The 12679-nt window shown below is 71.9% G+C and carries 12 protein-coding genes; 7 read left to right on the plus strand and 5 right to left on the minus strand.

Features of this window, described 5'->3' with window-relative positions:
• Positions 1-120: 120 nt before the first annotated feature.
• Both Cba03nite_RS11630 and Cba03nite_RS11635 read right to left on the minus strand, forming a co-directional pair.
• Positions 121-3360: a lamin tail domain-containing protein gene (locus tag Cba03nite_RS11630; RefSeq protein ID WP_203745104.1), complete on the minus strand. Its 3240-nt coding sequence runs from the start codon at positions 3358-3360 to the stop codon at positions 121-123.
• Between the two features lie 135 nt (positions 3361-3495).
• The gene (locus Cba03nite_RS11635; RefSeq protein WP_203745106.1) at positions 3496-3735 is read right to left on the minus strand and encodes a hypothetical protein; all 240 of its coding nucleotides are present in this window, start codon (positions 3733-3735) and stop codon (positions 3496-3498) included.
• A gap of 294 nt (positions 3736-4029) precedes the next feature.
• Between Cba03nite_RS11635 and Cba03nite_RS11640 the strand changes: the two genes are divergently transcribed.
• Positions 4030-4995 carry an LPXTG cell wall anchor domain-containing protein gene (locus tag Cba03nite_RS11640; RefSeq protein ID WP_203745108.1) on the plus strand — a complete coding sequence of 322 codons (966 nt, stop codon included), beginning with the start codon at positions 4030-4032 and terminating at the stop codon, positions 4993-4995.
• A 103-nt stretch (positions 4996-5098) separates the two neighbouring features.
• The gene (locus Cba03nite_RS11645) at positions 5099-5689 is read left to right on the plus strand and encodes a hypothetical protein (protein ID WP_203745110.1); all 591 of its coding nucleotides are present in this window, start codon (positions 5099-5101) and stop codon (positions 5687-5689) included.
• A gap of 110 nt (positions 5690-5799) precedes the next feature.
• Here the strand turns inward: Cba03nite_RS11645 and Cba03nite_RS11650 are convergent, their stop codons facing one another.
• The gene (locus Cba03nite_RS11650; RefSeq protein WP_239125652.1) at positions 5800-6678 is read right to left on the minus strand and encodes an alpha/beta fold hydrolase; all 879 of its coding nucleotides are present in this window, start codon (positions 6676-6678) and stop codon (positions 5800-5802) included.
• A gap of 61 nt (positions 6679-6739) precedes the next feature.
• Here Cba03nite_RS11650 and Cba03nite_RS11655 point away from each other — a divergent pair, with 61 nt between their 5' ends.
• Positions 6740-7546, plus strand: coding sequence for a TetR/AcrR family transcriptional regulator (locus Cba03nite_RS11655; RefSeq protein ID WP_203745112.1), 807 nt, complete (start codon positions 6740-6742; stop codon positions 7544-7546).
• Between the two features lie 109 nt (positions 7547-7655).
• On the opposite strand, the gene Cba03nite_RS11660 is transcribed toward Cba03nite_RS11655, so the two are convergent.
• Together Cba03nite_RS11660 and Cba03nite_RS11665 are read right to left on the minus strand one after the other, a co-directional pair.
• Positions 7656-8384 (minus strand): hypothetical protein, encoded by a 729-nt coding sequence (locus Cba03nite_RS11660; RefSeq protein WP_203745114.1) that lies wholly within the window; start codon positions 8382-8384, stop codon positions 7656-7658.
• A gap of 71 nt (positions 8385-8455) precedes the next feature.
• Positions 8456-9196 (minus strand): hypothetical protein, encoded by a 741-nt coding sequence (locus Cba03nite_RS11665; protein WP_203745116.1) that lies wholly within the window; start codon positions 9194-9196, stop codon positions 8456-8458.
• A 170-nt stretch (positions 9197-9366) separates the two neighbouring features.
• On the opposite strand from Cba03nite_RS11665, the gene Cba03nite_RS40620 reads away from it, so the two are divergent.
• From Cba03nite_RS40620 to Cba03nite_RS11680, 4 genes are all read left to right on the plus strand, one after another.
• A complete protein-coding gene (locus tag Cba03nite_RS40620) occupies positions 9367-9444 on the plus strand; it encodes a putative leader peptide (protein ID WP_371821583.1) in 78 nt (25 codons plus the stop codon).
• Between the two features lie 139 nt (positions 9445-9583).
• Positions 9584-10999, plus strand: coding sequence for a sulfatase family protein (locus Cba03nite_RS11670; RefSeq protein WP_203745118.1), 1416 nt, complete (start codon positions 9584-9586; stop codon positions 10997-10999).
• Between the two features lie 62 nt (positions 11000-11061).
• Positions 11062-12045 (plus strand): formylglycine-generating enzyme family protein, encoded by a 984-nt coding sequence (locus Cba03nite_RS11675; RefSeq protein WP_203745120.1) that lies wholly within the window; start codon positions 11062-11064, stop codon positions 12043-12045.
• Between the two features lie 36 nt (positions 12046-12081).
• Entirely contained in the window at positions 12082-12591 is a 510-nt protein-coding gene (locus tag Cba03nite_RS11680) for a potassium channel family protein (RefSeq protein ID WP_203745121.1), read from the plus strand.
• Positions 12592-12679: the final 88 nt, after the last annotated feature.

Raw genomic sequence — 12679 nt, forward strand, 5'->3', positions numbered from 1 at the left:
AGGCACACGGGCGAAAGGGAGGCCAAGATACGCCCACCTGCCAGGCAAGTCGAACGATCAAGGGGCGGAACGACAGTGGGGCCGGGGCGCGTCAGCGCCCCGGCCCCACGTGCCCCACCGCTAGTTCGTGATGGTGCCGGTGCCGGAGAGGTCGGCCAGGTCGACCACGCGCGGGTCGGCCACCGCGGCCAGGTACAGCCGCTCAGCCGGCTCGGCGTGCCGGTCCAGCTTCGTCTCCACCGGGAACGCCACGGACACCTCGCCGGCCGGGATGGTCTTGCAGCCCAGGTACGGCGTGAAGTCCGCGTTCACCTTCGCGCTGTCCGGCACGGTGGCCGCGCACACGGTCAGGTCCTGCGACAGCGGACGGGACAGGGTGACCGTGAACGGCAGCGGCTGCCCCTCGGCGGCCGTGGCGTCCGAGACCGACAGGCGGGCCCGGCTGCGGAACAGCGCGACCTGCGGGTCGTGGTCGCTGGCGCCGCGCGCGCCGTCGCCGTCGTGCTCGGCCGGCCAGTCCGCGTTGATGTGCGCGGCCCGGATCTTCACCAGGTCGCCGTACAGCTCGTCGTTGACGAACAGGTGGTCCAGCGTCTGCGCCTGGCCCTGGAACACGTACGAGTACGCGCTGCCGGGCACCTGCGCGGCCAGGTCCTGCCACAGGTTGTGCAGGCCCAGGTCGTACAGCGGCTTGAGCTGGTCCGACGGGGTGTCGCTGTCGGTCATCGCGATCGGGTCGTCCGGGCGCGGGAACACGTTCAGGTCACCGCCGTACACCACCCGGGCGTGCGGCCGGGCGGATTCGATCGCGGCGACGATCGCCGCACCGTACGCGGCCTGCTCGGTGCGCTGGCCGACGCGCGCCTGCGGGGTCGACGAGTAGTGGTTGGAGACCGCCCACAGCTCGTAGGACTCCGTGCCGCCGGGCGCGGCGGCGACGGTGAACCGGGCCACCTGCGGGGCGCGGGTGAACACGTTCGACCCGTCCACGCCGGTGGAGGTGTCGACGTCCGAGGGCAGGTCGGCGTTGAGCACCTTCGGGTTCTGCACGTGGGTGTTGTAGGCCAGGCCCTCGCCGCGGTACACGACACCCGGCTCCGCGGTCAGCACCGAGGCCGGGGCCGCCAGCGACAGCCGGTCGGTGCGGTAGAGGAACCCGGCGACGATGCCCCGGGCGTCCGCGCCGTCGCGGTCGTACGCGGCGTCGTACGCCGGCCCGCCCGCGGCCGCCACGGCCAGCGCCAGCTCCTGCAGCGTGTCCGGCTTGCCGTCGGCGTTGTTGACGTCGCCGCAGGTCAGCGCACCGGCGGTGACGGTGCAGATGTCCTGGTCCTCGGCCTCCTGCACCAGCAGCAGGTCGGGGGCGTGCAGGTCACCGGCGATCTGCGCGGCGAGCGCGCCCAGGTGCGCCTGGTAGTCCTCCGCGTTGGCCGGCACGTAGTCGAACGGCGGGGAGACGCCGGGACAGCCGGAGTTGCCCAGGAAGTCGCAGCCGTCGAACGGGTCGTCGCGGAAGTCGTAGAGGTTCTCCACGTTGTACGTGGCCACGGCCAGCTCCCGGTCGCGCTGCGCCGGGGCGGGCGGGTTGTTCGCCGACGGGTCGGCGCCCGCGCCGAAGTCGGCGGCGGCGACCTGGATGCCGTACTTGTCGAAGGAGAAGTTCAGACCACCCACGGCGTCGGCCGACAGCACGTCGAACGTGTGCGCGGGCGGCAGCAGCGTGTCCACGCTCTGGGCGGTCCACTTCACGCCGGTGGTGCCGAGCATGATGCGGGTGCCGTTGCCGTCGTCGAAGACGTGCGCGGTGTCGTTGTCCATCGGGTGCGCGTCGCGGTAGACGCGGCGGGTCAGCGGGTCCGTGCGGTCCAGCAGCGGGTCGTCGACGTCGAGCACATAGATCTCGGAGTCGGCGGTGGAGCCGAACACGTCGCGGCCGCTGGCGGCGACGCTGCCGGCGCGTACGCGCAGCTGCTCGCCCTCGTGGCGCTCCCAGAACCGGTTGGCGGCGGCCAGCTCCTGCGGCGGGGTGGCGTTCGTGACGGCGTAGTCGGTGACGCCGGACTCGATGACGCGGACCAGCGAGGCGGACGACAGCTGGGTCATGAAGAAGTATTCCGAGACCCGCGCCCGCAGCACGACCTCGTCGCCGACCTGCGGCACGTAGCCGCCGATGAGCGAGCTGAACGCGCCCATGAACACGAAGATGCCGTCGGAGCTGTTCGGGTCGCCGTCCGTGGCGCCGTTGCGCGACTGGAGGTAGAAGCCGTACTGCGCGGCGCCGGCCGAGGTCTTGGCCAGGGTGCGCTGGGTGATCACGCCGCGCACGTCGTACAGCGCGCTGCTGGTGCCCGTGCCGGTGGCCGGGGCCAGCGGCGAGCGGTCCTGCACGCCGTTCTCGGCGTCGGTGGTGGCGCCCTGGACCTCGCCGACGGCCAGCACCCGGTTCACGTTGACGGTGAAGCCGCAGGTGGCGGTGGTGCCGTCGGTGTCGGTGGCGGTCACGGTGACCGCGTACGCGCCGAAGGGCAGGTCCGCGTCGGCGGTGATCGTCGCGGAGGCGGTGCCGCCGGGCGCGCCGGCCGGGGTGAGCGCGGTGCGGGAGATGGTGCCCGCGGCGGGGGCCGGGCTGACGGCGGTGACGGCCAGGTCGACGATCGTGTCGTCGGGGTCCGTGGCGGTGACCGTGCGGGTGCCGGCCTGGCCCTGCGACACGGTCAGGGCGCCGCCGCAGGTCAGCGTCGCCGGGGTGTCGACGGGGCCGCCGCCGGTGCTGTGCGCGCCGAGGCCGTCGAAGGTGTCCACGGCGTAGCCGGTCCAGCCGGTGGCCGGGTCGAACGCGTCGCCGGGATCGGTGTCGCCCGCGGTGACGGCCGCGTCGCGGCGGATGGTGTTGTCGGCGGTGCTGTTCAGGCCGGTGCCCCACTCGGTGCCGGGGTCGGTGCCGATCTGCCCGATCGAGTCCACGACGGTCCCGGCCGGGCCGCCCTTGCGCAGCACGATCGCGTCGTCGCCGTTGTAGAAGCTGGCCGAGCTGGTCTGGTCGGCCTGGGCCAGGACCGCGGCGACGGCGCTGGCGTGGGCCAGCACGTACACGTCGCCGTCGGCGACCGTGCCGGTCAGCGCGACGGTCCCGCCGGCGGTGGTGGCGCCGTTGAAGTAGAACTGCACGACGTACTGTCCGGCGGCCAGGTCCACGGCCGAGCCGGTGCCGTTGTAGAACTCCAGTGCCTTGTTGTTGGAGCTGCCCTCGACGTACTCGGAGATGAGCAGGTCGGTGGGCGCGGCCACGGCGGCGGGTCCCACCGCCGTGAAGCCTGCCAACACGGCCAGTACAACGGCGGCGCGCATAGTGCGACGCATCGAATCCTCCCGGGGTTAGGAGGATGACCCTACTGGCCGGTCAATATCCGGTCCACCCGCCGTCGTGACCTGCGGGTGAACACTGTGGACGGTCCGCGACGGCCTGTCGCATCCACGTTCGCGAAAGAGCGCGGGTCAGGCCACCGGCGGGTGGCCGCCGTCGCCGTCGACGATGACGTCCATCGTGCCGTCCTGGGTGAGGTCGACCATCGTCACGTCCGGCTTGCCGTCACCGTCGGTGTCCGACTGGAACAGGTCGGCGGTGCCGTCGCCGTCGGTGTCGATGGCCCACAGGTCGGGCTTGCCGTCACCGGTCGTGTCCAGGGCGAGGATCTCGTCGTGCCCGTCACCTCGGGTCTGCACTGTCTGCGTCATGCCGCTGGTCATACCCGGGCCGCCCCGGCGAAAACCGGCCATGCCGCGCCGCGGGCGCGTCCGCGGCGCGAGACAGTCCTCACACCGGATCAGGCACGCTCCGGTGGAATGTGTCGCCGATCGGCTGACGACCTGTCGCCGCCGGACGACGAGTGCACGTCACGGCCTGACCGTTCGGCCAGGTCAGGTGGCCTCCCGGCCCGGCATGACAGGCCGTCGACATGATCAAAAGAGGGGGCGGGACCGGCAGGATGACCGTGCACTCTGCTGACCTCACGCACCCTCGGAGAGAACATGGACAAGCGCTGGCGCATCGCGATCGTCGCGGGCGCGGTGCTCGCTACCGGCACCGTCGGCTTCGCCGCCATCCCGGCACTGGCCGACGAGACCCCGGACGCGCCGTACAACACCGTCCTGCACGAGCCCCACCAGGGCACCTACGCCAAGGCGTACAGCAAGGACTGCAGCGAGGTCGGCAACATCGGCGACACCAAGGACGGCTGGGTGTTCAACGCCCCGTCGAACGAGTTCGACAAGGCCGTCGGCATGTGGGCGAAGTTCGACACCGGCGACGGCACCGTCACCACGTACATCAAGACGGGCGACAACGACGCGTACCCGCACGGTTTCGCCAACGCGAGCAACCCGCACCTGGCCTGGGTCGTCGTGCCGCAGGGCTGGAAGCTGCTCACCGCCCAGGCGAAGATCGACCAGAAGAACGCGAAGAACGACCTCAAGCTGGTCGTCACGCACACCTGCCCCGGCAAGCCGGCGCCGTCGCCCAGCCCGTCGCCGTCCGCCTCGCCGTCGCCCGAGGTGAGCCAGTCCCCGACGCCCGGCCCGTCGCCGTCGGAGTCGGTCTCCCCGTCGCCCGAGACCAGCACCTCGCCGTCCCCGGAGGTCACCCCCTCGCCGGAGACCAGCGTCTCGCCCGAGCCGAGCGACTCCCCGGAGCCGAGCGACTCGCCCGAGCCCAGCGACTCCCCGGAGCCCAGCAACTCGCCCGAGCCGAGCAACTCGCCGGAGCCCAGCAACTCGCCCGAGCCGAGCACCTCGGCCAGCGCCTCGCCGTCGGCGAGCACGTCCACCAGCCCGTCGGCCGGTGACACGCCGTCGGCGTCGGTCAGCCCGAGCGCCGGCGCCGAGCTGCCGCGCACCGGCACCGCGGTCACCGCGATCGCCGTCGCGGGTGTCGCGCTGATCGCCACCGGCGCGGTCCTGCTGCTCGCGGTCCGGCGGCGGCGTGAGCTGAGCGCCTGACCGTAAGGCATACCGAAAGGAGGGCTTCCCGGCCGGGGAGCCCTCCTTTTCTGTCCGTGCGGGTGGACGACGGCCGCCGCGGGCGGGCCTTACCCTCTCTGCCATGCCCAACCCCCTCCGCGCGCTGCACCCCCGCCAATTCCGGGGTGTACGCCTGTTCCTGATCATCACCGTCGGCGCGCTGATCGCCGCGCTGGCCGGCAGCGCGCTGCTGCCGGCCGAGCACCGTGGCCTGGTGATCGGGCTCGTGCTGGCGGCGGGTCTGGTCGCGGGGTGGTTCTGGCTGTCGGGGTTCCGCCCGGTGTGGACGGCCGTGGCGGCGGTGCTCGGCTTCCTGTTCGTGGTGAGCGTGCTGCAGGAGACCGGCCCCAGCCTGCTGCAGCTGCGCGGCGGCCAGGTCGAGGCGCAGACGATGGGCCTGCGCGAGAGCGACGGCCCGGCCGACCGCTACCACTACACCGTGACGGCGCTGTCCGGCCGCGCCATCGGCGGCGAGCTGAGCCTGGACGAGCAGGCGTACCAGGTGGGCGAGTCGCTGACCGTGGTGGAGGAGCCGGACGGCCTGGCCCATCCGATGCTGCCCGCCGAGGTCGCCGAGCACCGCCAGAGCTGGCTCGCGCTGCTGGTCCTGTACCTGGCCACCGCCCTGCTGTGCTTCCTGGCAGGCCGCCCCCGCCGCCCGAAGACCGCCTGACCCGCCTCGTCCCGCCGCCCGCGGTCCGGGCCCGCTTGATCGTCCGACTTGCCAGGCACCTGGGCGTATCTTGAGCGCGCTTTCGCCCGTATGCCTGGCAAGTCCGACGATCAGCGCGGCGGGACCGGCGGGGCGGCCGGGTCGAGGTGGGACTCCAGCCAGGGGCGCAGGACGGGGAGGACGGCGGCGGCCTGCATGGCCTGCATGTGGTCGAGGCCGTCGAGCACCGCGACGTCCCAGCCCAGCGCGGACAGCTCGGCGAGGTTGCGAACGACGGGCCCGGCGATGTCGACGACCGTGCCGCCCCACTGCTCCGGGTACTCGATCACGTCGGCGCCGCCCACCACGCACAGCCGGGGGCAGGTGAGCGGGGGCAGCGCGGCCCGGTCGTCGAAGCCGCGCAGCGACTCGTACAGCGTGACGAACTGGCCGGTCTGCGCCTCGGACGTGGTCACCTGCGCGTTCGACCAGTCACCGGGCTCGGGCGGGCCGGTGGGCCGCGGCGGGTCGAGCGCGGCGGCGCGGGCCATGTCGTGCGCGGTGGCGGTCACCTTCAGCATCTGCGCGTACGGGCCGTCGATCGGCGGGTAGCCGCCCATCACCAGCGCCGACAGCCGGTCGGTGCGCAGGGCGAGCTGGAGCCCGGCCAGGCCGAGCCAGGAGTAGCCGTAGTAGGCGAACCGGTCGGCCCCGGCCGCGTCGGCGACGGCCAGCAGGTCCCGCGCGACGGCGTCCGGGGTGAGCGTGCCCGGCCGGGGCGCGGCCATCACGTGCGCCTCGTAGCCGACGGCGACGACGCGGAACCGGTCGCGCAGGCCGTCGATCAGGGACCGTCCCAGCGCCGGATCGGCGCCCCACGCGCGCATCGACGCGGCCTGCTCGCCCTCGACCGGCCGCGGGTCCACGGCCAGCAGCAACGCGGGCCCGTCCCCGTGCACCTCGAACTCGATCATCTGGCCGCCGGGCAGCCGCACGCTCTCCACAAACATCTCCGTATGCTGTAAGCCGATCCTCTCGCCGACATTAGCTTACGACGTACGGAGTTGTCACATGACGGTCTACGGCGGCCAGGGCGACCCCGCCCGCACCATGGCCCTGCTGTGGCGCGCCCACTCCCCCGCCGCCGAGGCCACCGGCCCGAAACGGCGCGCGGCGCCCGGCCCCAAACAGGGCCTCACCGTCGACGCGATCATCGAGGCCGCGATCGCGCTCGCCGACGCCGACGGCATGGAGAAGCTGTCCATGCGCGCCGTCGGCGAACGCCTCGGCACCTCCGCCATGGCGCTCTACACGTACGTGCCCAGCAAGCGCGAACTCGTCGACCTCATGTACGACCAGGCCCACGCCGGCCTGCCGCACTCCTACGACCTGGCCGGAGGCCGGGACGCCGCCGTGCACGCCTGGACCGGCGACCTGTGGACCCGCTACCTGGCCCACCCGTGGCTGCTGCAGGTCTCCTTCGCCCGCCCGGTGCTCGGCCCGCACGAGCAGTCCGTCCTGGAGTCGCTGCTCGGCATCCTGCACGGCACCGGCGTGCCCGCGCCCGCCGTACGCCCCACCGTCAGCGCGCTGTTCCACCTCATCCGCGGCGCGGCCCAGACCGCCGCCGAATCCCGCGCCGCGGCCACCGCCACCGGCACCTCCGACGAGCAGTGGTGGACCGAGCGCTCCACCCAGCTCGCCACCCTCGTCCCCGACTTCGCGACCCGCTTCCCCCACTCGGCCGCCCTGTCCGCCGCCCCGCCCCCGGCCGACGCCCCGTCCACGTACGACCCCGTCGCCCACACCCGCCACACCCTCGACGCCGCCCTCGACCTCCTCCTCACCGCCTTGACGAAAGGAAGGGCACCTTCTTAACGCTATGCGTAGAGGAAGGGCACCTTCTTAACGCGCCGCAGGCAACGCCGCAGCACACGACGGGCAAGGTGCAGTCCTCCGGGTGCGCATGCCCGGATGCCGGAGGTGATCAGCCGCGGGCCGAAGCCTCCGCGTCCAGGCCGTACGCCGCAGCGTCGTATCGCAAGGTCAACCGGTCGAGCTCGACAGGGGTGCCGATGGCCGACCGGTCGTCGACGTGCTCCGCATACCAACCGATCGCGTGCGCCAGGCGATCGTCGGGCACGTCCCACGCACCGAGGGACAGGTGATCGTGCGCCGGCAGCGGTTCGACGAACTCGGGCTCGGCGAGGCGCACCGTGAGCCGCCGGCCGTTCGCCCACAACTGCGGCCCGGCCTCCAGCGCGTCCCACGGGATGAACGTGCGCCACGGCGTACGCCGGACGATGCCCTCCGGCCGCAGCTCCAGGCGTGGGAACCCTTGCCAGATCAGCATGGTGACCAGAGCGATAGCGACCACCAGCAGTACCAGCGCCGTGATCTGAACATGCACGTGTGAGCTGCGTACGATGCCGGCGAGAGCCACCTGGCCCACTGCCAGCCAGCCCACGGGGCTCACCCGGCTCCGCAACGAACCGGTGGTGAACCCGCCGTACCCGACGGTGAACCCCGCACAGCCTGGCGCGTTGCGCGCCCCGGACAGGATCGACGCGATGGGCAGCCAGCCGAACGCGAGCACCGCCGCGGGCCAGTGCCAGCGCGCCGACACCATCGTCGCGGCCACGTTGCACACGACGGCGGTCAGTCCGATCACGAGGAAGAGCAGCGCTTCGCGCCTGGCGACCTGGTACACCGTCATGGCGGGCATGGTACGGAGCCGGCACCAGCCACGCGGAGGGTTAAGAAGGTGCCCTTCCTCTACGCATAGCGTTAAGAAGGTGCCCTTCCTTTAGAGGGCTGCGCTGTCGCGTCGTATCGGGCGTTGAGGCGGTCGAGTTCCTCCTGGGTGCCGATGAGCGGGCGGTCCTCGGGGTGGGTGGCGTACCAGTCGATCGCGTACACCAGCAGGTCCTCCTCGACGTCCCAGTCGCCGAGGATCACGCGGGGCTCGTACGACGGCGGGTCGATCAGCTCGGGCTCCGGCACGTGCAGCACGGGCGACTGCTTCGGCTGCCGCCTCGCCCAGATCGGGAGCCGCCCGACGGGCAGCGCCTCCCACGGGACGAATCGGCGCCGCGGGGCGGACCACACGAGGATGCCGTCCGGGCGCAACTGGAGCCGCGGATGCCCGCGCCAGATCAGCCACGCCCACAAGCCGACCGCCGCCACCAGCACCACCGGCAAGAAGATCCGAAAGAAGGCCTGCCTCGCCTCCAGTGCGTTGTCGATCAGCGACGACGTGGCCATCACAGAACCGGCCGCCACCACACGGCGATCGGTCATGCCCGTGGTGAATCCGCCGTACGACGCGGAGAACCGCCTGTCGATGGGCACACGCCCCCGCCGGGCCAGGTAGAGCAGCCCCCAGAACACGGCCAGAGGCACGAATTGCAGCACGAGCAGCACCGGCCACCGCTCGCCCCACACCGCTGCGGCAGCTGCGCACGCCGCCGCGATCAAGGAGAGGGCGAGGAACCACAGCGCGTCGCGCCGGGCCTTGGTCGGGGTCATGGGCGGCATGGTACGGATCCGCCGCCAGACCGCAGCGAAGGTTAAGAAGGTGCCCTTCCTCTACGCATAGCGTTAAGAAGGTGCCCTTCCTTGCCTTTGTTCATACGGTTCGTGAAGACGAAATATTGAGTTTCTTGAGATCGTCGAGGGTGGTTTCTAGGCTCGGGGGTATGCGGCGCAGGGTTCTGTTCACGGCCCGCCGGCACGTCGATCTGCGGCGGCAGGCGAGCGCCCTCTGTCTGCGCTGAACGCGCCGTTTCGGCGGCGGCGCTGATCTTCCGGCTGTGGGGCGGCGCCCCGGCCGAGCGAATCCCACCTCACCGGCGTGACGCCGGTCCCCCGATCCGTGCCCGGCAGGCGATGCCGTGCGCGTACGAAAGGAAGGTCATGTCCGACGACACCCCCTCGCTGAAGCGGCGCACGTTCCTGGCGGCCTCGGCCGCGGCAGGCGCGAGCGCGGCGGCAGGCTGGCCCGCGGCGAGCGCTCAGGCCGCCGACCCCAGGCCGAACATCCTGGTCATCGTCACCGACGACCATCCGAAGCAGACCGCGTGGGCGCTGCCCAAGACCCGGGCCTGGCTCACCGGGCAGGGTGTCGAGTTCACCCGCGGGCACGCCACCACGCCGCTGTGCGCGCCGGGCCGCTCGTCGATCTTCACCGGCCAGTACGCGCACAACCACGGCGTACGCGGCAACCAGCACGCCGCCAACCTGAACCACCACTCGACGGTGCAGCGCTACCTGCAGCAGGCCGGCTACCGCACGGGCCTGTACGGCAAGTACCTCAACGGCTGGGACGTCGACGACAACCCGCCGTACTTCGACGAGTTCGCGGTGCTGGCGCCGCCGACGTTCAACAACGGCACCTGGAACGTCGACGGCACGGTGCAGACCATCAACAACTACACCACGACCGTGGTGAAGAACCGGGCGCTGAGCTTCCTCGACCGCAGCGTGAACGACACCCGGCCGTGGTTCCTCTACCTGGCCCCGTACGCCTCGCACGGCCCGAACACCCCCGAGGGCAAGTACGCCGACACCGAGGTCCCGGCCTGGAACGGCCGCCCCTCGGTGCCCGAGGCGGACCGCTCGGACAAGCCCGGCTTCATCAAGAACGCTACCGGCACCCTGGCCGACGGGAAGGCGATCCGCACCAACCAGCTGCGCACCCTGCTGTCGGTCGACGACGCCGTGCAGGCCGTGCACGACAAGCTGGAGGCGCTGGGCCAGCTGGAGAACACGCTGGTGTTCTTCATCGCCGACAACGGCTTCGCCTGGGGCGACCACGGCTGGACCAAGAAGTCGGTGCCCTACACCCCGGTCGTCGAGGTGCCGTTCTTCGTCTCGTGGCCCGCGGGCGGGCTCGACACCGGCACCAACGACAGCCGCCTGACCGGCAACATCGACATCGCGCCGACCATCCTCGACGCGGCCGGGATCACCCCGAGCACGCAGTACCCGATCGACGGGCGCTCGCTGCTGGGCTCGTACCGGCGCGATCACATCCTGACCGAGTTCTTCAAGCACGGCACGGGCGAGGGCGGGCCGCAGACCTGGGCCTCGTACATCGGGGCGAACCGGCAGTACACCGAGTACTACCAGCTGCACACCGATGCCAACGGGCTGCCGACCGGCACCGGCGCGGTGCTGTTCCGGGAGTACTACGACCTGGCCAACGACCCGCACCAGCTGACCAACAAGCTGTACCAGGCGACTCCGGCGCAGGAGCAGGCGCTGGGCATCCCGGCGCTGGCCGCGCAGCTGTCCGCCGACCGGGTCAGCTCAGGCAGCACCGCACCCTGACCGCCACCGCCCGCCCGGCGGCGGAGTGTCCCCGCCGCCGGGCACCCCTCGAAGGAGCACCCGTGACCGAGCACCCACCGGCCTGCTGCGCACCCTCCTCGAGCAGCGCCGCCCCGGCGCTGCTGACCGTCGGCACGCGGCCGGGCGCGACCGGCGTCCACGCCGCGCCGGGTCACCACCCGCCCCGGTCCCGGGCCGTCGCCCGCACGATCCCGCTGCCCGGTGGGCGGTTCCTGATGGGTACGGACGACGCCGAGGGCTTCCCCGCCGACGGCGAGGGGCCGGTGCGCGAGATCACGCTGCGCCCGTTCCGGATCGACCCGACGGCGGTGACCAACGCCCAGTTCGCCACGTTCGCCAAGGCCACGGGGTATGTCACCGACGCCGAGCGGTTCGGGTTCTCGTTCGTGTTCGAGCAGTTCACGCCACCCGCGCTGGCCCGCTCGGCGCAGCGGGTGCAGGCGACCCCGTGGTGGGTGGTGGTGCCCGGCGCGGACTGGCGCCACCCGTACGGGCCCGAGTCCGACGTCGGCGCGCTGCAGAACCATCCCGTGGTGCACGTGTCCTGGCACGACGCGCAGGCGTACTGCGACTGGTCCGGCACCCGGCTGCCCACCGAGGCCGAGTGGGAGTTCGCCGCGCGGGGCGGGCTGGCGCAGGCTCGCTACCCGTGGGGCGACGAGCTGACGCCCGGCGGGCGGCACCAGTGCAACATCTGGCAGGGCGAGTTCCCGGCCCGCAACACCGGCGCGGACGGCCACCTGGCCACGGCTCCGGTCAAGGCGTTCCGGCCCAACGGCTACGGCCTCTACAACGTGGCGGGCAACGTGTGGGAGTGGTGCGCGGACTGGTTCAGCGCCGACTTCCACGTCACCGGCCCCCGCACGGACCCGGCCGGACCGCCGCAGGGCACGTCGCGGGTGATGCGCGGCGGCTCGCACATGTGCCACCACTCCTACTGCAACCGCTACCGGGTCGCGGCGCGCTCGTCGAACACCCCGGACAGCTCCGCGGGCAACATCGGCTTCCGGGTGGCCGCCGACTGAGCCACGGTATGCCCCGACATCAGGGACAATACCGGCATGTCGTTCCTGCGGCACCCGCTCGGGCAGGCACTGCTCAACAGCACGCTGCTGACAGCCGTGTACTTCATCGTGCCCGTCGGCGCCGACAATGAGACCTGGCAGCTGCTGCTGCGCGCCCTGGGCACCCTCGCCGGGCTCGGCCTCGCGATCTACCTGATCCTTCGTCAGATCAACCGCCAGCTCGACGACGAGACCACACCGCTCACCGGCCTGCTCACGGCCCTGGTCGCCGGGGTGCTGTTCTTCGCCCTCGCCGACTACCTGATCGCCGTCGGCTTCCCCGGCGAGTTCGCCGACCTGCAGACCCGCGTCGACGCCCTCTACTTCGCCCTGTCGACACTGGCCACGGTCGGCTTCGGCGACGTGCACGCCCAGGGCCAGGTCGCCCGCGGCCTGGTCATCGTGCAGATGCTCTTCAACACCGTCATCATCGCCGCGGGGCTGTCGGTGCTCTCCCGCCAGATCGCCGCCCGCGCCCGGGAACGCCGCGGCACACCGAAGAGTTAGGAAGGGCACCTTCTACTACGGATAGCGATAAGAAGGTGCCCTTCCTTCTGTCGCGGGGGTCGTTCGATCGGGCGAAAATCTCGGGGCA

This window comes from Catellatospora bangladeshensis (assembly GCF_016862575.1).
GTDB lineage: Bacteria > Actinomycetota > Actinomycetes > Mycobacteriales > Micromonosporaceae > Catellatospora > Catellatospora bangladeshensis.

Coding starts and splice junctions, on each gene's coding strand:
- Cba03nite_RS11635 (WP_203745106.1), bottom strand. CDS start 3,735: ATGACGCAGACAGTGCAGACCCGAGGTGACGGGCACGACGAGATCCTC.
- Cba03nite_RS11670 (WP_203745118.1), top strand. CDS start 9,584: ATGTCCGACGACACCCCCTCGCTGAAGCGGCGCACGTTCCTGGCGGCC.
- Cba03nite_RS11655 (WP_203745112.1), top strand. CDS start 6,740: ATGACGGTCTACGGCGGCCAGGGCGACCCCGCCCGCACCATGGCCCTG.
- Cba03nite_RS11640 (WP_203745108.1), top strand. CDS start 4,030: ATGGACAAGCGCTGGCGCATCGCGATCGTCGCGGGCGCGGTGCTCGCT.
- Cba03nite_RS11665 (WP_203745116.1), bottom strand. CDS start 9,196: ATGACCCCGACCAAGGCCCGGCGCGACGCGCTGTGGTTCCTCGCCCTC.
- Cba03nite_RS40620 (WP_371821583.1), top strand. CDS start 9,367: ATGCGGCGCAGGGTTCTGTTCACGGCCCGCCGGCACGTCGATCTGCGG.
- Cba03nite_RS11630 (WP_203745104.1), bottom strand. CDS start 3,360: ATGCGTCGCACTATGCGCGCCGCCGTTGTACTGGCCGTGTTGGCAGGC.
- Cba03nite_RS11645 (WP_203745110.1), top strand. CDS start 5,099: ATGCCCAACCCCCTCCGCGCGCTGCACCCCCGCCAATTCCGGGGTGTA.
- Cba03nite_RS11680 (WP_203745121.1), top strand. CDS start 12,082: ATGTCGTTCCTGCGGCACCCGCTCGGGCAGGCACTGCTCAACAGCACG.
- Cba03nite_RS11650 (WP_239125652.1), bottom strand. CDS start 6,678: ATGTTTGTGGAGAGCGTGCGGCTGCCCGGCGGCCAGATGATCGAGTTC.
- Cba03nite_RS11660 (WP_203745114.1), bottom strand. CDS start 8,384: ATGACGGTGTACCAGGTCGCCAGGCGCGAAGCGCTGCTCTTCCTCGTG.